Source organism: Lipingzhangella halophila, from assembly GCF_014203805.1.
Taxonomy (GTDB): domain Bacteria; phylum Actinomycetota; class Actinomycetes; order Streptosporangiales; family Streptosporangiaceae; genus Lipingzhangella; species Lipingzhangella halophila.
Window position 1 is genome coordinate 2,380,735 of sequence record NZ_JACHJT010000001.1, and the last position, 21,021, is coordinate 2,401,755.

General features: G+C 67.5%; 23 protein-coding genes. 16 read left to right on the plus strand and 7 right to left on the minus strand.

Annotated features, from left to right (window positions below; translation table 11 throughout):
• Positions 1-835 precede the first annotated feature (835 nt).
• The 4 genes from F4561_RS10745 to F4561_RS32010 form a co-directional block, all read right to left on the minus strand.
• Entirely contained in the window at positions 836-1,483 is a 648-nt protein-coding gene (locus tag F4561_RS10745) for a 2'-5' RNA ligase family protein (RefSeq protein WP_184577460.1), read from the minus strand.
• Positions 1,484-2,155: 672 nt separating this feature from the next.
• Positions 2,156-2,578, minus strand: a complete 423-nt coding sequence (locus F4561_RS10750) for a hypothetical protein (protein ID WP_184577464.1) — start codon at positions 2,576-2,578, stop codon at positions 2,156-2,158.
• Entirely contained in the window at positions 2,575-3,144 is a 570-nt protein-coding gene (locus F4561_RS10755; RefSeq protein WP_312885588.1) for a transposase, read from the minus strand. Before F4561_RS10755 ends, F4561_RS10750 begins: the two co-directional genes overlap by 4 nt.
• A gap of 16 nt (positions 3,145-3,160) precedes the next feature.
• A complete protein-coding gene (locus F4561_RS32010) occupies positions 3,161-3,406 on the minus strand; it encodes a transposase (RefSeq protein ID WP_221445446.1) in 246 nt (81 codons plus the stop codon).
• A 126-nt stretch (positions 3,407-3,532) separates the two neighbouring features.
• On the opposite strand from F4561_RS32010, the gene F4561_RS10760 reads away from it, so the two are divergent.
• The 3 genes from F4561_RS10760 to F4561_RS10770 are packed head-to-tail and all read left to right on the plus strand — an operon-like array spanning position 3,533 to position 5,404.
• Positions 3,533-3,673 (plus strand): hypothetical protein, encoded by a 141-nt coding sequence (locus F4561_RS10760; RefSeq protein ID WP_376773657.1) that lies wholly within the window; start codon positions 3,533-3,535, stop codon positions 3,671-3,673.
• Positions 3,674-3,698: 25 nt separating this feature from the next.
• The gene (locus F4561_RS32505; RefSeq protein ID WP_184577467.1) at positions 3,699-4,964 is read left to right on the plus strand and encodes a LacI family DNA-binding transcriptional regulator; all 1,266 of its coding nucleotides are present in this window, start codon (positions 3,699-3,701) and stop codon (positions 4,962-4,964) included.
• Positions 4,949-5,404, plus strand: coding sequence for a tyrosine-type recombinase/integrase (locus F4561_RS10770; protein ID WP_184577470.1), 456 nt, complete (start codon positions 4,949-4,951; stop codon positions 5,402-5,404). Before F4561_RS32505 ends, F4561_RS10770 begins: the two co-directional genes overlap by 16 nt.
• A gap of 260 nt (positions 5,405-5,664) precedes the next feature.
• Here the strand turns inward: F4561_RS10770 and F4561_RS10775 are convergent, their stop codons facing one another.
• Positions 5,665-5,853 carry a hypothetical protein gene (locus tag F4561_RS10775; RefSeq protein ID WP_184577473.1) on the minus strand — a complete coding sequence of 63 codons (189 nt, stop codon included), beginning with the start codon at positions 5,851-5,853 and terminating at the stop codon, positions 5,665-5,667.
• Between the two features lie 106 nt (positions 5,854-5,959).
• Between F4561_RS10775 and F4561_RS10780 the strand changes: the two genes are divergently transcribed.
• From F4561_RS10780 to F4561_RS10840, 13 genes are all read left to right on the plus strand, one after another.
• Entirely contained in the window at positions 5,960-6,439 is a 480-nt protein-coding gene (locus F4561_RS10780) for a hypothetical protein (RefSeq protein WP_184577476.1), read from the plus strand.
• A 41-nt stretch (positions 6,440-6,480) separates the two neighbouring features.
• Positions 6,481-6,960, plus strand: coding sequence for a hypothetical protein (locus tag F4561_RS10785; RefSeq protein WP_184577479.1), 480 nt, complete (start codon positions 6,481-6,483; stop codon positions 6,958-6,960).
• A gap of 76 nt (positions 6,961-7,036) precedes the next feature.
• A complete protein-coding gene (locus F4561_RS10790) occupies positions 7,037-7,348 on the plus strand; it encodes a hypothetical protein (protein ID WP_184577482.1) in 312 nt (103 codons plus the stop codon).
• 61 nt (positions 7,349-7,409) lie between these two features.
• Complete coding sequence (locus F4561_RS10795) at positions 7,410-7,718, plus strand: hypothetical protein (RefSeq protein ID WP_184577485.1); 309 nt, start codon at positions 7,410-7,412, stop codon at positions 7,716-7,718.
• The gene (locus F4561_RS10800) at positions 7,715-7,912 is read left to right on the plus strand and encodes a hypothetical protein (RefSeq protein ID WP_184577488.1); all 198 of its coding nucleotides are present in this window, start codon (positions 7,715-7,717) and stop codon (positions 7,910-7,912) included. Before F4561_RS10795 ends, F4561_RS10800 begins: the two co-directional genes overlap by 4 nt.
• Positions 7,913-8,348: 436 nt before the next feature.
• The gene (locus F4561_RS10805) at positions 8,349-8,612 is read left to right on the plus strand and encodes a hypothetical protein (RefSeq protein WP_184577491.1); all 264 of its coding nucleotides are present in this window, start codon (positions 8,349-8,351) and stop codon (positions 8,610-8,612) included.
• On the plus strand, positions 8,612-9,871 hold the full coding sequence (locus F4561_RS10810) for a helix-turn-helix domain-containing protein (RefSeq protein WP_184577494.1): 1,260 nt from the start codon (positions 8,612-8,614) through the stop codon (positions 9,869-9,871). The genes F4561_RS10805 and F4561_RS10810 overlap by 1 nt, the downstream gene beginning before the upstream one ends.
• Before the next feature lie 89 nt (positions 9,872-9,960).
• A complete protein-coding gene (locus tag F4561_RS10815) occupies positions 9,961-10,137 on the plus strand; it encodes a hypothetical protein (RefSeq protein WP_184577497.1) in 177 nt (58 codons plus the stop codon).
• Positions 10,138-10,403: 266 nt separating this feature from the next.
• Positions 10,404-12,650, plus strand: a complete 2,247-nt coding sequence (locus F4561_RS10820; protein ID WP_221445447.1) for an FtsK/SpoIIIE domain-containing protein — start codon at positions 10,404-10,406, stop codon at positions 12,648-12,650.
• Positions 12,651-12,904: 254 nt separating this feature from the next.
• Positions 12,905-13,357, plus strand: a complete 453-nt coding sequence (locus F4561_RS10825) for a hypothetical protein (protein ID WP_184577499.1) — start codon at positions 12,905-12,907, stop codon at positions 13,355-13,357.
• 133 nt (positions 13,358-13,490) lie between these two features.
• Positions 13,491-14,684 (plus strand): helix-turn-helix domain-containing protein, encoded by a 1,194-nt coding sequence (locus F4561_RS10830; protein WP_184577502.1) that lies wholly within the window; start codon positions 13,491-13,493, stop codon positions 14,682-14,684.
• Between the two features lie 76 nt (positions 14,685-14,760).
• Positions 14,761-15,012, plus strand: a complete 252-nt coding sequence (locus tag F4561_RS10835) for a hypothetical protein (protein ID WP_184577505.1) — start codon at positions 14,761-14,763, stop codon at positions 15,010-15,012.
• A 1,976-nt stretch (positions 15,013-16,988) separates the two neighbouring features.
• The gene (locus tag F4561_RS10840) at positions 16,989-17,363 is read left to right on the plus strand and encodes a hypothetical protein (protein WP_184577508.1); all 375 of its coding nucleotides are present in this window, start codon (positions 16,989-16,991) and stop codon (positions 17,361-17,363) included.
• A 5-nt stretch (positions 17,364-17,368) separates the two neighbouring features.
• Here the strand turns inward: F4561_RS10840 and F4561_RS10845 are convergent, their stop codons facing one another.
• The gene (locus tag F4561_RS10845) at positions 17,369-17,542 is read right to left on the minus strand and encodes a hypothetical protein (protein ID WP_184577511.1); all 174 of its coding nucleotides are present in this window, start codon (positions 17,540-17,542) and stop codon (positions 17,369-17,371) included.
• A complete protein-coding gene (locus tag F4561_RS10850; RefSeq protein ID WP_184577514.1) occupies positions 17,542-21,021 on the minus strand; it encodes a tape measure protein in 3,480 nt (1,159 codons plus the stop codon). Before F4561_RS10850 ends, F4561_RS10845 begins: the two co-directional genes overlap by 1 nt.

Sequence of the window (21,021 nt, forward strand, 5' to 3'; positions counted from 1 at the left end):
GGCTGGGGGTTGGTACGGGTCGAGTGTGGGGCCGCGGCCTCAACGCCTCCATAGAAGGCGTCCACGTTGAAGGTGCGTGACCAGGCGATTTACGTGACATTTAGTGCACGTCCCAACGCCCCTTTCGGGGGCGTCCACGTTGAAGGTTCGGCCCGTAGTCGTGGTCGTCCCACACGTAGGCCGCAGCAACGTCCCCACGAGGGGCGTCCACGTTGAAGGGCGTTCGCGAACCTCGTGCCCGCCGACATTCCCGGGCAGCAACGTCTCCGCAGGAGACGTCCACGTTGAAGGTGAGGTGCGTTGGGTGGATCCCGCCGAGCTGGACGGCAGCAACGTCCTCGCAAGGGACGTCCACGTTGAAGGAAGGCCGCTATCGCGATTGGTGGTGCGATTGCCGCGGCAGCAACGTCTCCGAAGGAGGCGTCCACATTGAAGGAACGCCAGCAGCGCGAAGCTGGCAATCATGAGCAGTGCAGCAACACCCCGAGCAGGGCGTCCATATTGAAGGACGAAGGCACGCAGGAACGCATACGCGCCCAGGGCGCAGCCACGTCCCCCGGAGGGGCGTCCACGTTGAAAGCTGCGCCGCCACACGACGCCGACCCGTCCGCCCCAGCAGCAACGCCCCAAGTGGGGTGTCCACATTGAAGGAGGAACGCGCACGCGAGCTGATATGCCGCCATTGCATGTCAACGCCTCCTCGGGAGGAGGCGTCCACGTTGCCAGGAAGAGCAGGCACGGGCCACGGGGTGACGCTCGAGTCTCAACGTTTCCGCATGGAACGTCCACGTTGCAGGACCCACGGCGTACCCGGGCGAACTGCGACAACGCCTCCTTAAGGGCCGCTCGCATTGACCCCCATGCCCAACTTGACGGTAGCTACGACCTCCCAACTCCACTCTCGCTCGGGACCCCACTGCACGACCAGACTCAGCGCGTCGACCGTCACCTCATGGCGGGGGACGCGCCGGCCGAGCACAGCGATAATCGGCTCGGCAGGCTGCCCGGTTGTGCTGTAGGCGATCGTCACATGTGGCGTCCACACTGGCTGAGCCTCGTTGACCTGGTCGCGTCCCGTGGCCACGCGCGTAGCCCGCCGAGCTGCCTCCTGCACCGGGTCCAGCGCCCGCTGAGGCTCGACCCCCAGCATGATGGCCTCGGGGTGCCACAGCACTCGCTCCAGGGTCACTGGCACCGGCGACACATGCGCGAGCTCGCGCCGCACTTCGGCGACCATGGCCTCACGGTGAGCTTCCGAGATCTCCTCAGTGGGGCCAGCGACGAGCGTCGTCGCGTGCAGCCAACGCAGCGGTGTCAGATGCAGCCCAGAAATACCAGCAAGCTGCTCCTGTGCCCACGCGGCGGCGGCCCGCACCTGCGAGTCGTCGCCGAGGAGCACGTGCCAGTACACCGTGCTCTGCCCGGGGGCTGGTTCGGCTCGGTCCTGCCACCGGTCGCGCATATGAGTGGGCAGTGGGCTCACACTGGCTCCCGAAATTATTGACGTGCAGCCAGCGTAAACTCTCCGAGTCTCTCGCGCAGGTCGACAGCAATAGGACTCCGCCGGAATCGTTCATGGCGCAGGTGCCGGTCAAGCCGCTCGGTGTAAGCAGTGACTGTGGCCACGCGTAACCCCACCGGCAGGTCGAACACCGGTGCAACCTCGGCTTCGGCAGCGTCAAGCTCTCCTTGCATTAGTCGGGCGATGCCAGCCCCGACGCGGATCTGAGCCCAATTCGCTGGCACGCGCGGAGCCCCTTCTCCCCAGGCTGCATCCGCCATGGCGGCAGCACGTAGTGCCTCAGAGCTATCGCCGGTGAATGTCGACACTGATAGCGCGAAGATTGCTTGTCTGGGGGTGGGGAAGGACCATGCGGTCGTACCTGAGTCCGGTTCGACTGTTTCGGCGGCCGTTTGCGCACGTGAAAGTGCCTCACGTGCGCGTCGCGCATCCCCCATCAGGGCTGCGGCGTTGGCCTCCTGGCTGGCCAGTTGGATGCGAACAGGGGTGGCAGGGCTGTGCCTGAATCCTTGGTGCGCCAGATCGGCCGATTCGACGTGCCGCTCCAGCCACCTGAGAGGGCGTTTCGTGGGTTGGTGTCCCTTTGGTCGTTGGGGCTGGATAAGGCGGGCTGGTCAGGGGTTCGCGTGTGGTCTATGGGCGCGGCTGGGTGAACAGGCCTGGTTCAGTCTCGTTTAGGATGCCGCGGCTGACCAGGCGTTTGAGCTTGGAGCGGATGTTCTCGACGTTCTTCGACGCGATGGGCAGGTCCAGGGCCTGGCACAGGTCGCGGGCGCGCAGCGGCCGGGCGAAGTCGGCGAATGCGGTCATGATCTGCTCGTAGGCAGGGTGGGCTGGAAGGGCGGGAGGCGGTGCGGCCGGCTCGGCATCATCCTCGGCGGCCAGCGAGAGCAGGGCCGTGCGGGTGATCTGCAGATGTGTGATCGCCTGGGTGAGTTCATCGAGCTTGGTGGTGAGTTCGTCGATGTGGGCTCGTGTCTGCTCGGCCTGGTGGGTGAGCGCCTGTTCGCGCTCGTCGAGGGTCTTCAGCAGCGGTTTCGCCTCGTGGTGGTTCATGTGTCGCGCCAGGACATGCTGGAGGTGTGGGTAAGCTGGCGGGTCGTCACGTCGCTCATCGCCCGGTACACGCGCGATTCGGAGCTGGTGGGACGGTGCTCGTAGTCGCGGACCAGGCGCCGATGCAGGACCAGGGTGCCGTAGGTCTGTTCGACCACCCACCGCGTGGGCTGGGGGACGAACCCCTTCTCGGCCGGGTTGCGCTGGACGATGTCCACGCCGATGCCCACAGAGGCGCCGTGGTCGACGACCGTGCTCTTCAAGCCCTGGTCGACCAGGGCTGTCTGTACGGTGTCACTCTGGGCGGCCACCCGGTCCAGCAGGGCGATGCCAGCGGTGTTCTCATGCGCGGATGCGGCCATCACGACCACCGCCACGACCAGGCCCAGCACGTCCACGGTCAGGCCGCGCTTGCGCCCGGTGACGCGTTTGCCCGCGTCGTTGCCGGTCGTGGTCGAGGGCACGGCGGCCGCCGCTCGGATGCTCTGGGTGTCCAGTACGACCAGGATCGGGGCGGATAATCGTGCCCGTTTCTCGCGGGCCTGCCAGCGCAGCAGGTCATGGATCGTCTGGTCGGTGCCCTCACTCGCGCCATTTGGCGAAGTAGTAGTAGACCGCGTTGCGGGGCGGCAGGTCGTGGGGTAGGTAGTCCCACTGGCAGCCGGTGCGGCCCTGGTAGAGGATCGCGTTGACGATCTCGCGCATGTCGTAGGCGCCCTGGTGGCCGCTGACCGAGGGGTGCGCGGCCTTCCAGGCCGTGATCACCGGCTCGATCAGGGCCCATCGCTCGTCGGAGAGGTCGCTGGGGTAGGGCTTGCGTTCGTGCACCTGGTCATCCCAGCATACCCAAGCCCACCAGGCAGGAGTAACGCTACAAATTCACATCATCACAATAAGACACTGGGGGCATCACCCCACGAAACGCCCTCTGAGGCCCACGAGGAGTTGGCCGCCATGGACATCGACGAGCTGCATGCGGCCCAGGTGCGGTGGCGCGCCGAGCAGGCCGCCTCGCTGCAGGCGTACCTGCGCCGCAGCACCAACCCCGAGGCAGTCGTCGACCCCAACTGGCCCATCATCCCCACCGCTGAATGATCACGCGTTCAACCTGGGAGTCCGCATGCGCCCCTACATCTCCAAACGCGGAACCAAGTACCGCGCCCGCGCCGTCATCACCGACACCGACGGCCAAGATCGGTGGATCACCCTGGTCAGCGGGTGCGACAGCGCTGAAGACGCCGAGGAACAGGGTTGGGCCGCACTATCCAAGATCAAAAAGGGCGTCTGGATCGATCCCCGCGACGGCGAGACCACCCTCGAACGCTGGGCGAACACATGGCTGCCCGCACAGGAACTACAGCTCTCCTCCTACCAGCAGTACGTGTACCTGCTCAGCAACTTCGTCCTGCCCGAGTACGGCGACCGCGCTCTGACCTCGCTCACCTACGCCGACCACGAGATCGCCGCCTGGGAACAACGCATCCGCTCGGCCTACTCCGCCTCGACCGCCACCCAAGCCCGCGGCCTTCTCAAACGAATGCTCGAAGACGCCGCCTCCCAGAAACTCATCGAACGCAACCCCGCCGAACGCCGCGGGCGCCGCGGCAGCGTCGAAGAACGCCGTCTCCAGGACAAGAACACACGTAAGGCCGAGGATGAGAAATGGACCAACCCGCTCGGTGCGCTCCTCCTCGCCGAACGACTGTCCCTACTCTCCGGCCGCGACGACGAGTTCATCCTGGCCATCACCAAGGCCTACACAGCCATGCGCATGGGAGAGCTGATCGGGCTGGAACGCGACCGCATCACCGCCACCACCATTGACGTGCGCTGGCAACTCTACGAACTCAACGACTCTTCCACGATCCGCAAGAACCCCAAGGACGGGAGCCTACGCACCATCGACGTGCCACCACACGTCGTGCGGCTGCTGTACCACCAGATCCGCAAGCTCGGCCCCTACGACCCGGTGCACGCCCCACTGTGCCCGTGCATCAAGCACGACGGTGACGCCGAGTTCCGGCAGAAGTACGGCCACCCCCGCGGGGCGCACGTCTTCCGGGGCACCACCAGCGTGCGGTCCCGCCTCGGCGCCGCCGGGGTTCGCCTCGCCGACGTCGCCGGGGCAGCCGGGGTCTCCACCGGGACCGTGTCCAACGTGCTGAACCGCCCCGAGAAGGTCTCCGAGACGGTCCGGCATACGGTGGAGGCCGCGCTGGAGGACTTCGGACTGGCGCGCGAGACGGCCGACAGCGGGGGCTACGCGCGCCACACCATCGCCGCGACGGGTTCCGCACCTGGCTGTTCACCCCGGCGGCCACCGGGTGGTATCCGGAGAAGAAACCATCCCCGGCGCGCCCGGTGCCGCTCGTGCCCGACGGATTGACCGGGAAGCCGGCGCGTGGCCGCGGCGCCGCCCAGCGCGCCCTGGCTTCCTGGTTGCCCGTCTGTGACGGGCTGACCCCGCACGGGCTACGGCACTCCCACCAGACGTGGATGGATGAGGACGAGATCCCCGAGAAACTCAAGCGGCAGGTGATGGGCCACGCCGACGAGCAGACGGTGCAGCAGACCTACGGCCACGTGACACCCGAGATGCGCGCCAGACGGATACGGGCGCTGTCAGCGCGGTGGGAGCAGTCGCTGCGGGACCGGGCGCGGATATGGCCCACCTCGCACGTTCCGCTGCTCGACACCCTGCTGGAGCCCTACCGGCACCACCACCGCAGGTACCTGCCGGTGGCGCTGCCGACCATGATCATTGCCCAGTCTTTGCCCACTTGGTACAACGAAACCCACCGCCCTCTACGGACGGTGGGCTCATGACCTGCTGTTTCTCTGTCGGGACGGCGGGATTTGAACCCACGACCCCTTGACCCCCAGAGAAGCGCTTACCGGCCATAGTGGCCGTAGTAACCAGAGAGAGCAGTTAAGGCCCAGGTCAGGGCACCTATAGCAGTCCCCGTTCACACAGGCTGTGAGACGCACGTGAGACGCTCCCTGACCGATCTTCGCTCGACTTCCCGCGGTCCCATAAGGCGGCCCCGGCGCGGCGTGCTGCCGACGTCCGGGGCCGCGGGTGCTCACTATCCCTGCGGTGGATCGGGGCGCTCCGGAATCTTCGCGCCCGGCTCTCCCACGTACCAGCGAACGAAGGTCCTCAGCACTTTGGAGCGGTCGGCTTCTGGGTCGGCGCGTCTCACGGCTTCCTCGAAGCGTTCCCAGAGGTCGTCTGGGGCGATGAAGCGGCGCGGCTTCCCCTGTGGTTGGGGCATCGGTTCCTCCTTCTATGGCTACGGAAAGTCTGTCATATGGCTTGCCGTATGGCCATTGCATGGCTATAGTCTAGCCATAGACGTTAGCCGCACAGAAGGAGCCCACATGAGCCTGATCAGCCGGTTCGCCACCGTTGCCGCCCGCGTCGCCCGCGACATCGCCGAAGCCCCCGAGGTCGCCCGCCAGCTCCGGCAGCGCCGCGCCGGTGGAGAAACCCCCCAGACCACGCGCCGCCCCGTCGAGGTCGAGATCGACCCCAACGACGTTCCCGACGTCGCCGACATCGAGGCCGCGGCCCGCGAGTACGAGCAGGCCCGCACCGAGGGCAACGCCGCGTCTCGGTTGAAGCGGCGCGCGGAGCGGATTCTCAAGCGCGTCCCCAACGGCACTCACGGCGCCGTGACGGTCGAGCGGGTCGAGTCCAACCGGATGGTCATCGACGCCGACGCCGTCCGCGAGCTGTTCAAGGCGCACGGCCTGGGCGAGGTTCCGCAGAAGCAGTGCAGCCCCTCCCTGGTCGTCACCATCGCCGACGACATCCCGGCCGCCCCGGAGCAGCACGCGCCGGTTCTGGCCGCCGCCTGACCCGCAACAGCCACCAGCCACACCTACGAGGGGAGACCCAAGTGACCATCATCGACTTCGAGCAGGCGCCCGCCGCCGCACGCGTCGAGCTAACCACGCCGACCCTGGCCACCCCGCCGGCCACCAACCAGCCGACGAACCCGCAGAATCCGGTCACCAACTACCGCGGCGACGAAGGCCGCCCCTACTGGCAGACCCGCCCTTGCCCGGTGTGGTGCGCCTACGGCCACGGCACCGACACGTGCGTTGAGGACGCTGAGCACATGGCGGGCTCGATGACCGAGGTGGTTCTGTCCACCGAGCCCGGCCGACACCTGCCCAGCCCCTACGCGACGTTCATCCCGCCCACGGTTGAGGCGTATCTCGCCCAGCACGAACTCGACCGGGACCCGCGGGTGCGGCTGAGCGTGGACACCGAGCATGTCCGCGGCGAAGTGCGCCTGACCATCACCGAGGCGCAGATGCTGCGCGACGCCCTGTCCCAGTTCATCGCCACCGCGGAGAACGCGGAGCAGCACTGACACAGAAACGGCCCTGACCAGGCACGCCAGCCCGGTCAGGGCCCCGGACCCCCAACCATCACGAAAGGGAATCGCAATGTCTGAGCCTACCGAGCGCGCGGACCTGAGCGTCCCACAAGCCCAGCAGCACACCATCCGGGTCCTGGCGACCCTGCTCGCCGTACCCGGCCTTCCCGCCGCGTCGTGGACCATCTCCAGCGTCCTACCGCACGAACTGCAGGGGATGCTGCCCCGCGGGAGCTGCATCGGTCTGCAGGCGTGGGCGGAAGCGTTCGGCGCCCGCGTCGACTGGCAGCGCCACGACGGTGATTACCCCGAAGCCCGTTTCCTCGTCAACGGCGTGGACGTCTTCGTGTGGACCTCCCTGGAACCCGACACCCACCAGTGACACAAGCGGGCGGGGCGCCTGGTCAGAGACGCCCCGCCCTCGCACCGAAGGGCTACACCCGATGCTCACAATCAGCTTCTCACAGCTCGCCCTCATCGTTGTCGTGGGCGTGTGGATCTGGAACACCACCATGGCCGCCCTGGATGCTCTCCACTCCCGCTACGAACTCGCCAACGGCCGGGTGCGGCGTCGCTGGTACGCCCCCGGCCGAAACGTCACCCACCCCCTTCATGGGCCGCTGGTGGTGCGAGACATCGACACCGACCCCGCCCTGTCCCACCCGTGGGTGTACGCCGAATCCCACTACGAGGGACATCCGGCCCGGTGGGTGCCCACCACCGAACTACTCCCGCAGAGGAGCGCCCGGTGACCACCTCGCACATGATCCGCACCGCCGGGTTCGCCCCGGTGTTGGCCGCCGTGCTGCTGGCCCTGGTCGTGCTCCTGCTCCGGTTGGTGTCGCTGCCGCTGGCCGGTGCGGCGCTGGCCCTGGACTTTGTGGCCGCCACGGTGGCCGACCTGCTCTCGACCCTGCCGGTGTCCGCCGAAGGGGGTGCCTCATGAGTGAGGTTCCCGAGTCCGCGTTCCGGTCCTGTGCGTGCGGGTGGTGGACGCGCGTGTTCGGGCTCGACGCCGACGCCCGCGCCGAGGCGGAGCTGGCCAAACACACCTGCCGCTGACCCCCTGCGGTGCCTACGCCCGCCCCGGTCCGTCGTGGCGGGGCGGGTCAGGGACCGCAGGACAGCGACCGAAAGGAACCGAGATGCGATTCCAGCTACACATCATCTACTGCACATATTGCACGAGGTGCAACGGCCGTGGGTGGTCGAACACAAGGCACCCGGTGCTGTGCGGCACCTGCAATGGCAAGGGCCACATCAAATGCGGCAGCGGGGGCGGACAACCCGGCTGCCCATAACCAACAAGTGCGGCCCGCCCTTCTCGCCAGGTCCGGGCGGGCCGCTCTCCCCATAAGGCTCGAAGAGGAGACACGACCATCATGGACCACGCTGATCAGCACAAACAAGAAACCAAGATCCTAGCCGCGCTGTCCCTTATGCGCGCCGCCCACCAGGGCGACGACGACGCAATCAACGCCATCATCCACCGCGCCGGCCAGGCGGGCGCCATCAACGAGCTGTTCGCCGCGCTGCTGGCCCTGGCCGAAGGCGCCATTCAGGACGCCGCGGAGTTCCACGGCATCGCCGTGGAGGACCTGCTGACCAACACCGAACTATCCGTCATGACCCAAGGGGGACGGTGATGTTCCGCCGCGCACGCGAGCCGGGCGTGGTCGACCAGGTCGCCAACCAGACCAAGCAGGCGGCCGACCTCGCCACCATCAACGACCAGGCGCTGACGGACCCGCGCACCAACCCCGCGGTCCGGGGCCACCACGACCAGTTGCGCAACGTCCAGCAGCGCCGCCAGCTCGACCTCGAACACCGCCGGGCGCTCCGCCGCGGCCGGGTGAGCGATTCCCGCGCCGCTGCCGCTGAGCGCGCCCTGGCGGCTGTTGACGCAGCCCGGGAGACCGCGTCCCCCGCACGGGCGGTGCTGGCGCTGACCCGCACCCGTACCCGCTACCTGGCCGGGTGCCTGGCCGCCTCAGTGGTGTGCTCCGTGGGTTCGGCCCTGTCCATCGTGGCCTGGTTGGGCAGTGCCTACCCGTCAGCTTCGGCCGGGTTGGGGTGGGTGGTCGAGTCCGGACTGACGATCCTCGCCACCTCCATGATCCTCCTCCGGGGCCGGTTGTCCACCGTGACGGGCGCGGCCCCAACCGGGTGGCGCTCACACACCCTGTGGGCCCTGATCGGTGGCCCGTTGGCCGTGTCGGTGGGGTTGTCCACCGCCGGGGCCGGACTGGTGGGAGCCGCGTGTTCCCTGGGTGCCGCGGCGTGGGCGGTGGCCGCGTTCCTGGCCACGGACACGCTCTCGGTCGCAGTGGAGAAGTCGATGGGGCGTGTGGACTCCACTGACGAGGCGGAGCTACGCGAGACCGCCATGGGAGAGGACGTGTTCACCCCGCGGGCCGCGCCGGTCGCACCGGGCCGGGTGTCGGGGTGGGTTGACGCGGGGCCCCGGGCCCGGCTGCCGATCGTGCCTCGTGTGTCGCCCCCGTCTGTCACCCCCGACACGCAGCCCGACACCGCGTCGTGGGTGGGCGAGGTGGAACAGTTCCTCGCCGACCGCCAGGACCCCCCAGAAGGAGGGGTGGCACCCCGTCTGTCACCCGGGGACGACACAGGCCCGGCAGGGGCCGCCCACACCGCCCCTGATGCCACGACAAACCACAGGTCGGAGTGTCTGTCACCCCCCCGACAGACCGACCGGGAGGAGCCCACTGAGCGGGCTGTTCCTGCGGCCGAAGCGCAACGCCTGTTGGGGGAGGACAACCGGCGCCGTGTCGCCGAATACCTCGTGTATCACCCGGGGGCGACAAACCGGGACGTGGCCGAGGCGTTGGACCTGACCGAACGCACCGTTCAGCGGCACCGGACCGCCCTTCGGGGTGAGAGCTGAGCCCGTCTGTCGTGCCTCTGACACCCGGCCTGTCGGTCCGGGTGTCGGGGGGACGGCACACCGCCGGCCACCCCAGGAAGGAGCACACCATGAGCAAGGAAGAGCGCAAGCAGGCCAACGCCGAGTTCAAGCAGGCCAAGGCCAAGCTGGACGAGCACGCCGAGAAGCAGAAGAAGGCGGGCAACCACCAGGCCGACGACGAGTACTACCGGCTCAACAAGGCCGTGAACGATGCCTCGAAGCGGGCGTCCTGGTGGAACCGGTGAAGGTCCCTCGGGATCTGCGCAGGCTCGCCCGCAAGGCACGCGCGGCCGGGTGGACCATCACCCCGCGCCGCGGCGGACACCTGGCCTGGCGGTCCCCGTCGGGCCGGGTGGTGTTCACTGCGCGGCCCCCGTCCGATGGTCGCGCTGCCCTGAACGCCCGTGCCCGGTTGCGCCGGGCTGGGCTGACCGACCGATAGATGGCGCGGCCCGCCCCTGGCTACCAATCCTCGGGCGGGCCGCTACTCCCTGAACGGAGCAGAACCAGAATGTCAGAGCCGAACGAAGTCGTCATCGGTGGGAACGTCGTCCGGTTCCCCCGCCCGGCCGGGCACGAGAAGCAGGACACGTCCGAGATGTCCGAGCAGGGCCCGGCCGTCGAGCAGGAGCAGGCCACCCCGGAACCGGACAGCCCGGCGGCCGAGGTTGAGGGGCCCATCGTCGAGGCCGAACTCGTCGAGGAAGCCCCGGGACAACGCCCGGTAGACACGCCCGCGGTACGCGCCGACGAGGGAACCTGGATGGAACGGCGCCGCGCCATGCTGGCCGAGGCGCCCCCGGTGGTGCCGTCCTATCTGCGTCACCGCGACGAGTTCACCGAATTGTCGACGTTCGCGGTCCACTACTACGCCCACGCCTGCGCGTTCCACGCCACCCGGGCGCCGATCTACCTGCTCCGGCTCATGGGACGCAGCCCGCGCGGCACACACCGCCTACTGTCCCGATGGGCCCGGTGGATCTCCGACGTCGAGGCCCGCCCCGTCGAGACCAAGGCCGCGGCCAGCGGGGACATCCAGGCGTGGCTCACCCTGTCCCGGGAGCACTCCCGGCGGGTGCGGCCCCGCCGGGTCACTTCGGCCGTAGTAGCGGTTCCCACTGCGGCCGTGGTGGTCGTGGCCGCGTTGACACTGCCGCCGTGGGCGATCGCCACCGGGACGGCCGCGGTCCTGGCGCTGCTCGGTCTGGCCGGCAAGGTTGAGGACCATCCGATCATCACCCGCTATGTGTCCGTCCAGCTCCAACGTCCTCTGGATTCTGAGGAGGTCACGAGCGCGTTGGAGGCGATCGGGATCAAGGGCAAGCCGGACTTCGTGAACCCGATCCAGGTGGACGGGCCCGGTTGGAAGGCCGAACTCGACCTGCCGCGTGGCACCAAAGCCGAGACCATCATGGAGAAGCGCGACGAGCTGGCCGGGGCGATGCGGCGCCCGGTGTCCACTGTGTGGCCGGCCACCGCCCCCGATGCCCACCCTGGGCGGCTGGAGCTGTGGGTGGCCAAGCGTGACCCGGCGAAGGAGCCGCGCCGTATCTGGCCGCTGATGCACCAGGGGCAGGCTGACGTGTTCGCGCCGATCCCGCTGGGGTGGGATCCGCGGGGCAACCAGGTCGACATCACCCTGATGTACAGCAATCTGCTGGTGGGGGGCATCCCCGGGTCGGGGAAGACCAGTGCGGCCCTGGCGGTGGCTCTGGGTGTGGCGTTGGATCCCACCGCGAAGCTGTGGGTCTACGAACTCAAAGGCAGCGGTGACTTGGGGTCGGTGCGGCCGGTGTGCCACCGCTACGTGTCCGGTGACGACGACGAGGACGTTGAGGCCACCGTGCAGGGGCTGCGTTCGGCTGTGGCCGAGCAGCGGCGCCGTAAGAAGTTCATCCAGGGGTTGCCGGTGGCCGAGGTGCCCGACGGGCGGCGGACGTCGCGTGAGCTGGCCGAGAAGTACCCGGAACAGGACCTCGACCCCATGGTGGTCATTGTCGACGAGGCCCAGGAGCTGTTCACCCACGAGGAGTACGGCAAAGAGGCCGAGGAGCTGTGCACTCGGCTGATCAAGAAGGCCCGCGCCTACGGGATCATCCTGGTGTTGCTCACCCAGGACCCGGACGCGAAGAGCCTGCCGCCCTCGGTGTCGCGCAACGCGGGCACCCGGTTCTGTCTGGCGGTGATGGACTGGCGGGCCAACAACAACGTCCTGGGCACCGGGGCCTACGCCCGCGGGTTGCGGGCGAACACCATCTCCGCGAAGGAGGTCGGTACCGGGATCCTCGCCAAGCAGCGGGACTGGTCCACGGTGCGCTCAGCGTTCATCCTGCAGACCGAAGCCGAGACGATCGGCAAGCGCGCCCTGGCGCTGCGCATCGCCGCCGGCACACTGTCCGGTGAGGCGGCCGGCGAGGAAGTCGTACACGAGGACGCGTCCACGATCGTGGATCACCTGCGCGCGGTGTGGCCTGAGGGGACGAAGACGGTGCACTCACACCGGCTCGTCGAGGCCCTGGCCGCCTACCGCGGCGACCTGTACGGGACGTGGTTGGACACCGACCGGCCGCTAGAGGAGATGAGCCCGGAGGAGAGGGAGCGGGTCAAGGTCGCCCGGTCCACGATGCTCACGAACGCGCTCAAGCCGCACAAGGTGGCCACGCACCAGTTCACCATCCGGGAGTGCTGCGGCGGCGCGAAGGGGGTCAAGTTCGCCGATCTTCCCGAGCCTCACGGCGGCGCTGAGGAGATCGAGTAGGCGGTTTCGCCCCAGGGTGGTGGTTTCGTCTCGCCTCGAAACCGGTTTCGACCCCGGTATCGGCAAAACCATGGTGTGACCTGGGGTGATATCGGGTTTCGACCTTCGGTGGCAGACCCCGGAAACGGCCTCTCAGCGCGTGCTGAGGGGCCGTTCGTTGTGGCGATGAAGCTTCCGATTGCCAAGTACACACGCGTTGTGTATCGTTACACACGAATACACAAACCATGTGGATCGCCGGAGGAGTCATGCGCATGAACATCTCTGTCCCCGACGTACTCGCTGAGCAGGTGCGGGCTATCCAGATGCCCGTCTCCGAGGTCTGTCAGCGGGCACTTCGCCAGGCGCTCGACCGTTCCCAGCAGCTCAAGAGCACTGACAGCGCCACTGACAGCATGGGAGAGATCACCGTGGAGGTCGACAATCCGCCCTTCACCTTCGGTTTCATCGGTCGGTGGCTCGTCGAGCCCGACCGGGACGACACCCGCACTGGCGAAGACGGGTATGACGCCGGCGCCTATTGGGGGGTAGCTCAGACCAAGCGCGGCCGGATCGCGGTGTACACCGCGCACTGCAACGACCGGTGGCCCGCTCAGCTCAACGACCACGACACCTTGGACGAGGCGGCGAAGGAACTTCCTGAGGACATCCTCGCGATGGCCGCCCGGGAGCTTGGTGAGGACCTTGTCGTCTGGCGGGACATCTAGTAGCCGAACACCACGACGGCCTTCGCGGTTCCTGCGGGGGCCGTTGTTCGTGCGGGGCCCGGTTGCCCTGACATGAACGAGGCTCCGCCCTAAGCTGGCGAGTGCGACCTAGCCAGAGGACGGAGCCTCTCTCATGCCCGAGCCTACCTATGACGACACCATCGGAACACGAGTCTCCCGAGCCCGTAAGCGCCGCGCCCTCACACAGCACGGCCTTGCCGAACGCGCCCGGTACTCCCGCTCGCACGTGGCGCAGGTTGAGGCCGGACATAAGGTAGCCACCCCCTCGTTCATCGCCACCGTAGCCTCGGTGCTCGCCGTCGATCCCACCGAATTGACGGGACAGCCCTACCGGGGCGAGACCGCCTCTGATGACCAGGTACACGCCACAATCCCCGAAGTCCGGCGTGCACTGGAAACCGTGGACATCCCCGGGGAGCTGGAAGCGCCACCCCGCGAGCTGGACACGCTCGCCGAAGAGGTGGAGCGGCTACGCAGGCTCTCCAAAGCGGCCCGGCATGTCCAGGTCGGCGCCCGACTTCCGGCTGTGCTTGACGAGCTTGCCGTGCACGCCGCTGATTCCGGTACGCCGCGCGCTTGGACCCTGTTGAACGCGGCCGAGGCGTTGGCCGCGGCCCTGGCGCGCCGGTTGGGGTACAACGACTTGGCAGCGGGCGCTATCCGGTCCGCTGGCGAGTCGGCGCGTCGTTCCGACGATCCGAACCTGCCCCGGTTGGCTCAGCTCTCCCGTGCGCTGCTGCTGCTGACGTTCGGCGCCTGGCCCCAAGGGTTGCGGCTCGTTCAGCGCGCTGGTGAGGGGATGGACACCGACACCGATGCTGGACGCGCGGTTGCGGGTGCGCTTCGCCTTCGTGCCGCGATTCTGTCCGCGCGCGCTGACGAGCCCTCGGCAGCCTGGGAGCACTACGCGCAAGCTGTGGAGGTGGCTCGCCACATGCCTAAGCAGGCGCCCGACTTCTACGCGCTGCAGTTCAACCGGGCCAACGTTGCCTTGCACGGCGCGGCCGTGGCGGTGGAGCTGCGCGACTTCGATCAGGCGGTAAAGCGTGATCGGACCATTGACACCACGATGACCGGGCTACCCCCCGAGCGTCGGGCCCATCATGAGATCGACATGGCGCGGGTGTACAACGAGACCGGCGACCATGACACAGCGCTGAGGCGACTGCTGGAAGCCGAGCGTGTGGCGCCACAAATGACCCGATATCACCCCTCAGCACGGGTCGTCATTGGCCACCTGGTGGACGTGCGACGCACGATCCCCGAGCCGTTGCGAGGAATCCAGTCGCGTATGCGGATTGCCTGACCTCGGAGTTGCTCTGAGCAGGAATGTTCCACCGATTGGAACATTAACCGCTGTCTGCTCCGCCAGCCTGGTCAGCATGGCTACCGACCACACGCCCACGGGGTACTTGTTCTACGGAAACGCGGGCTCGCCTGCCAGGGCCGCACGGATGGCCGAGAACGAGGGTGTCTATTGGACTCGAGAGTTCGGTGACATCGTCGTTGCGGAGCCGCTGGGGTTGGTCCGGCTGATGCAGGGCGGCTGTGCTCGCCAGGACCCGGACGGGCTACAGGTCGTCCCTGAGGACGGGGAGCCGTTCGTGCTGTACCCGTTGTGCCGTATGGGGTGAGATGTCCGCGCGCTCGGGTGTGGCCAGTCCCCGGGTGCGTGGTGGCGCCCGGGTCCGTCCTTGCTCTTCCCACCGGGCGCACGTGGGGTCCTGCCGCGGGTGCGGTGGGGCCCCTCTTTGCGTGCGAGGAAGGGTCCGCCCCGTGCGGGCGAGGGGGACGGTACCGTTACGGCTATGGAAACGTGCGACGGGTGTGGGGCCACAGTCCCACCCGACCAAGTCCTCTACCGCATCGAAGGGCACCGCCCCGGCAAGCGCCGCACTCACCAGCGGCTCAACCTGCTGTGCCAGACCTGCTGGCGCCCGGGTGGAGCGAGCTACCAGCTCGGCGACGCCGTGATCTTTGGCCTCTACGGCACCGGTGAGCCCACCGCGCCGACGCCCTGCGCCGGGTGCGCCCGCATCGTGGTCCGCGGCTCCCACCCCAGACTGACAGCCGTGACCTGCTCGCGGGCCTGTACGGTCCGCGCGAGCAAGGGCCGGGGTGTGGGGCAGCGGACCGCTGCTGCCTGTGTGGGGTGCGGCGGAGAGACGAAGGGCCGGGCTGATCGCCGGCACTGCTCTCCGGCCTGTCGTCAGCGCGCCTACCGCGAACGCAAGTTTCCACAGCCGTAACGGTCCGCCCCGTGCGGGCGAGGGTGGCGTCCATTGGCCTCTGCCCAACGGTTCCCGGGAGCGTCGCCCCGTGCGTGGGGGCCAGGCTCAGTTGTGGCAGTCTCGGCCACAACTGCCCATCGCACGTGGCCCGGGGTCGCCAGGGTTGCCGCCGGCTGGGAGGTAACTGCCCATGACGCCCCGTTCGTCACTCTCAGCTCAATACCCTGGATCGGGGTATTGCCTCTGACCTGGAGTCCGCCCCGTGCGGGCGAGGTGGCAACCGTGGCCCAGACGGCCACAGTTGGCCCGGTCGGTCCGCGTGGGGAGCCGCCAGGGGTACACGCTGGTCCGTACCCCTTCTCCTCAGTAGCGCCCCGGGCTGGCGGGGTCAGAGGGTCGGAGATAGCTCCGATCCTTGGTGGCAACGGGGCCTCACTAGCGAGGACCCTTAGCGCGCACCGTGCGGGCGGGGGTACCCGCAATGTGGGTACCCCTTGGGCTGTCCCGAGCGTGCGGGCGAGGGTGGCGACTGTCCGGCGCCGGACAGTTGAACCAGTCCGACGTCCGGCCCGTGCGGGCGAGGAATTGGAGTCCTTTAAGGACCTCAATCACCTCGACGTCCGCCCCGTTCGGGTGAGGGTGATGTCCCGTTCCTCCAGTGCTGGAGGAACGGGCGAGGGCGAGAAGGGTACGCAGATTCTGCGCACCCTTGGCGAGCCGGGCGGGCGCGGTCGGGCTGGTCACCGAGGGGGGAACGAATCGTTCCCCCGTGTGATCCGTGCGGGCGAAGGGGTCAGGGATTCCGTCCGTCCAGTGGATGGAAACCGCGGGCGAGGGTGCCGGGATCATATTGACCTCGGGGTGCATATGACCCACACCGGCCACGGAGCCGAACCTCTGGCTACCGATAATGTTCAGTTATCGGAACCTAGGAGTCGGACATTCCGGGCGCACGGACGGCCCGTATGCGAGGGGTCTAGAGAGCGCGCTCAGCGCAGGCGGACACGCCTGGGAGCATGCGCCAGTCATCGCGGCGGCGCCGCGGCAGCCCAGCGAGAGCCGGGGGAACGAATCGTTCCTCCCCCCGGGGTGACCGGGCATCAGAAAACGTCTGTCGTGTTCGGTTATGTAGCCGCTCGTCCCGTTTCGGGCTGCTCGGCCACGTCGTCCCCGTTTCGGGGTTGGTTCGCCGTTTCGGCGGTGTCGCCCTGGTGGTGCCGTTTCGGCCCTTCCGGGGCATACCAGCAGTGTATGACATACCCGCTTTTGTGCTAGTACAAGCAGGCTGCGGGGAGGGTGCCCGCACCCGGCCAGAACCCGCCAGTAACACCCCCTCGCCGGCTTAGGGTGCCCCCATTCCCCTACTGGAGGAGTGCCCCTTGCGCATCCCCGCTCTCGCCGCGGCCGTGTTCGCCCTCGCCGGCTGCGCAACCAATGTCGAGGACACCAGGGACGCCCCCGCCGAACCGACCACGGTGCTAGAACTCCAGGGCAGCGGCAACAAGAACAGTGAGAAGTTCACCGTGAGCGACAGTTGGCGGCTCGACTACACCTACGACTGTTCCGAACTGGGCATCAAGGGGAACTTCGTCGTCGAGGTGGACTACGGCGATGACTTTGGGCCCATGCCGGTCGTGAACGAACTCGGCTCAGAGGGTGAGGACTCCACCCCGCAGCATGAGGGCGGCGACGAGGTGCACCTGGCGGTCATGTCCACCTGTGATTGGACGGTTGAGGTCGTCGACGGCGGGTGAACCGCTTACCCGGTGAGCATGCCGGCGATGCTGGTCCACGCCCATACGGCCACCCAGGCGGCCACGGATGTCGTGCACACCGCTACGGCGAGGGCGATCAGCCACGCCACGGCGCACCCGGCAGCGGCGTTCTGGCGCTGCTGGGCGGTGCGCGGGGTTCCGTTTACACGATTGCTCACTAGCGGCCTTCCTTGCCGAATGCGACCTGGACGTTTCCGCCGCCCTCGATGCGGGTGATCTTGCGGACCCGGCGGCGCAGTTCCGCGTCGCCCCCCTCAAGGTCGATCACGATGCGGATTGGCTCGGCGTTGACGGGCTCCCGCTCCCCGGTGCCGTTGTAGGCCAGGGTCCAGCCTGGGTCCAGATAGCCCCCGGAGTCGAACGTCTTGGGTTCAGCGAACACGTCGCGCATCTCGGTGATATCGGAGTGCGGGTTCGGGGACTCCTTCTGGTCCTGGTGGGCGATACGCGCCAGCTCCCCCAACCCGCCGGCCTGGCGGACCTGGCGGGCATCCACCATCCCCCCAGCGGCGAACTCCGGGCGGCGGATGGAGGACGCTTGTCGGGCGTAGCCGTGCGACCGCCCCGACGTGCGCGACTCATTTCCGCCGAGGGTGGTGCCGGTCTCCGGGTCTTCCAAAATGTTGATGTGGCCGTCATCGCCCCGGTACAAGGGCAGATCGCCCGGTTTCGCATTGCCCAGGGACACCTTGGACAGGCTGCGGTAGGACCGCACCGCCTTGACGTTGGCGACCTTGTCCAACGCGTCGAAGGCGTTGGCGTCCTGGAAGTTCCCGCCGACGAAAGCCCCGCACCAGGGGTACCGGCCACCCATGAACCGCCGGGAGAACTTATTGGGTGCGTCGGGCATTCCCAAGTTCTTGCGGGCCTCTTTGACGACGGCCATCCCGTCGCCACCCTCCAAGGTGGACTTGTGTTCCCGGATGACGTCCTTGATGCGGCCGATCCATTCCTTGGACATGTGGTAGCCCGCACCGGAGAACCCATCCCCGGCGCCGAACCGGTTACGGACCCCGTCCAGGATGGGATCGAACGTGGAGTTCGCGGCCTCCATCACCCCGTCGGTGAAATGATTCTTGCCCTTGGCCAGGAACGATTTCGCTCGGGAGATGATGCCGCCCTTGTCGAACCCCTCCATACCGGCGATCCGAGCCGCCCCCCGTCCATCACCACTGTTAGCAGCATCAATGAAGGACTGCCCACCGAGAGCATCAACCGCCCGCGGGACAAGCACCCCTTCACCGGAGCGCACCATGGCCAGCGTGTCGTCAGTGGCGGAGTAGCCATCTAGGGCGGCGCCGCCGCGCAGGTCCACCATGCCGCCGGTTTGGAACGCGTGCTCATCCAGCGTTGATAGGCCGGTGACCTTGCCCGCGACGAAATTCCAGACCGGAACAATACCCTCGTTGTAAACACCGTTAACAACATGGGCGACGGGTTCACGAGCAACCGCAGGCAGCCGACTCCACCACTGCTGAGCGCCCTCAACCGCGTCACGAAAACCGTTCTTGACGCCGGTAGCTAGATCGCTAATCGTGCCGACAACTGCATTCCTCAACTGGATGGCGCGCTCCGACACCCAGTTCTTGATGTTGTCCCACGGGGCGATGGCTCCCATTCCCAGCGACATGAACTCCGCGAGGATGTCACGACGCAAATCCGGGAAGATCGACTCCCCCACCAGGGTGTTATACAGCCACTCGGAAGCCCGGACGATGGGGTAGGCAAACATGTTCATGAACCGCAGGACACCGCTCAACCCGAGCCGGTCGAACTCGCCAAGAATCTCGTCCACCATCTCCGGAACGATGGACTCACCGACCAGGGTGTCGTAGAGCCACTGGAACCCGTCGGCGATGCCCTGAACGATTCCGCCCATGATCTCGGAGGTTTTCCGGCCAAGCCATTCGAATGGCGCGGCGATACCCTCCACCAAGGAATCCACAATGTCCTTGATGGCCTTCCGACGGTCCTCGTAGTCTGCGCCCTCACCGAACAGTTGATCGTTGATGTTGAAGGATTCCAGGAACCCTCCGCCCAACCCGTCTACGAGGTCGTCCCAGACTTCTTTGAACGATTTGACGCCGTCTTCGCCATCTTGCAGGTAGGTCGTCAACGTGGATATGCCGACGATGGCCCATCCCCAGGGGCTGGCCCGCATTGCTTTCGAGGACAGCCGGATGGCGGTGCGCAGCGCGTAGAACCCCGCGGTGAGCACAGCGAGGTTGGCCCCGAAGTCCTCCACGGTGGACTCGTTGTCGCCCATCCAGTCGCCGATGCCCTCAAGAGAATCGGCCACCGGGCCCAGCTCCCCGCCGAGCGTCGACCACACCTCCACGGACCCCTCAATGGCGCCTTCGAGGGCGGGGGTGGCGTTGTTGGTGATACTCCACATGGCCGAGGAAATGTCCGTGAACACCTCGTCAGCCCCGGTGGACTCCAGGGTGTCCTTCGCGTTGGACACGATGCGGGGGATGTCCTCAGAGAACACCTCCACCGCGCGCTCACCCACCTTGCCTACGGCGGGGGCGAGGTCGTCGAGGAACGGGGACACCATCTCCGCCGCGGCCAGGGTCACGTTGTTCTTGGCAGCGTTGAACTCGCCCGTGAAGGTCTTCTCCGTCTCCTCCGCGGCCCGTTGGGCGCGGCCGAACGCCTCCTCGGTGGGATCGCCCAGCACCGCGAGTAGGTCTTCGTAGGAGATCTGGCCCTCAGAGGCCATCGTTTTGATCTCGCCGGTGGTGGTGTCCAGGTGCGCGGCCAGCTCCTCCAGAATGGGGAACCCGGCCTCGGAGATCATGTTCAGTTCGCCGTTGAACGCGTTGCCCTGCCCCTGCGCCTTCGCCAACGCCGAGGTGATCGAGTTCACCCGACCGGGACCGTTACTCAAATGCCCGATGCTGGTGTTGATGTTCTCCAGGATCTCGACGGTGTCGTCGCCCTGCACCCCGAGATAGCCCAGCTCAAGGGCGGCGTCGTGGAACACTTCGGTGCCGATGGTGGCGGTGCGAAACGCATCGTTGATGTCGTTGACGGTGCGTTCGGCTAGACGGGCGTCGCCGTACATGCCCGACAGGGCGGCGGTGGTGTCCTGGATGCTGGTGGTCAGCCCACCCACGGCCGCGGCGAACCGGCCGATTCCGATCGCCGCAAGCGCCCCGGTGGCGACGGTGGCCATGTCCCGGAATGAGGTGCCCACGCCGGCCACGGCTCCCTCGGTCTGTCCGGCTTGGTTCTGCACGCGGGAGAACCCGGTGGCGGCGGCAGCGGTGCCCGCGTTGACCCCGCGGGAGAACCGGTCCCCGGCTCGGCGCCCGGTCTCACCCATCGCCTGCACGGTGGAGCGCTCGAACCCCGAGGTGAAACTCTGCCCAGAGACACGCCCGACGGTGGCGAACCGGTCCCGGCTGCCGCGGAGTTTCTTCTCGGCGCCGGTGATGGCGCGCCCCATACCGCGCTGCGTCGTGGTACCGAACCCGGAGGTGAACCCATCCCCCGCGGATCGGCCCGCTCGGCGGGAGGTGCTCTCCAGCCCGCGCAGCATCTTGTCGACATCGCGGGTAGCGCGCTTCATCTGCCGGGTGAAATCGCGCAGGTCAGCGTCGATCTTTACGGTGAGTTCTTCGAGAACAGCCAC

Coding starts and splice junctions, on each gene's coding strand:
- F4561_RS10790 (WP_184577482.1), top strand. CDS start 7,037: ATGTCTGAGCCTACCGAGCGCGCGGACCTGAGCGTCCCACAAGCCCAG.
- F4561_RS10830 (WP_184577502.1), top strand. CDS start 13,491: ATGCCCGAGCCTACCTATGACGACACCATCGGAACACGAGTCTCCCGA.
- F4561_RS32505 (WP_184577467.1), top strand. CDS start 3,699: ATGCGCCCCTACATCTCCAAACGCGGAACCAAGTACCGCGCCCGCGCC.
- F4561_RS10820 (WP_221445447.1), top strand. CDS start 10,404: ATGTCAGAGCCGAACGAAGTCGTCATCGGTGGGAACGTCGTCCGGTTC.
- F4561_RS10825 (WP_184577499.1), top strand. CDS start 12,905: ATGAACATCTCTGTCCCCGACGTACTCGCTGAGCAGGTGCGGGCTATC.
- F4561_RS10805 (WP_184577491.1), top strand. CDS start 8,349: ATGGACCACGCTGATCAGCACAAACAAGAAACCAAGATCCTAGCCGCG.
- F4561_RS10775 (WP_184577473.1), bottom strand. CDS start 5,853: ATGCCCCAACCACAGGGGAAGCCGCGCCGCTTCATCGCCCCAGACGAC.
- F4561_RS10795 (WP_184577485.1), top strand. CDS start 7,410: ATGCTCACAATCAGCTTCTCACAGCTCGCCCTCATCGTTGTCGTGGGC.
- F4561_RS10810 (WP_184577494.1), top strand. CDS start 8,612: ATGTTCCGCCGCGCACGCGAGCCGGGCGTGGTCGACCAGGTCGCCAAC.
- F4561_RS10780 (WP_184577476.1), top strand. CDS start 5,960: ATGAGCCTGATCAGCCGGTTCGCCACCGTTGCCGCCCGCGTCGCCCGC.
- F4561_RS10760 (WP_376773657.1), top strand. CDS start 3,533: ATGGACATCGACGAGCTGCATGCGGCCCAGGTGCGGTGGCGCGCCGAG.
- F4561_RS10835 (WP_184577505.1), top strand. CDS start 14,761: ATGGCTACCGACCACACGCCCACGGGGTACTTGTTCTACGGAAACGCG.
- F4561_RS10750 (WP_184577464.1), bottom strand. CDS start 2,578: ATGAACCACCACGAGGCGAAACCGCTGCTGAAGACCCTCGACGAGCGC.
- F4561_RS10815 (WP_184577497.1), top strand. CDS start 9,961: ATGAGCAAGGAAGAGCGCAAGCAGGCCAACGCCGAGTTCAAGCAGGCC.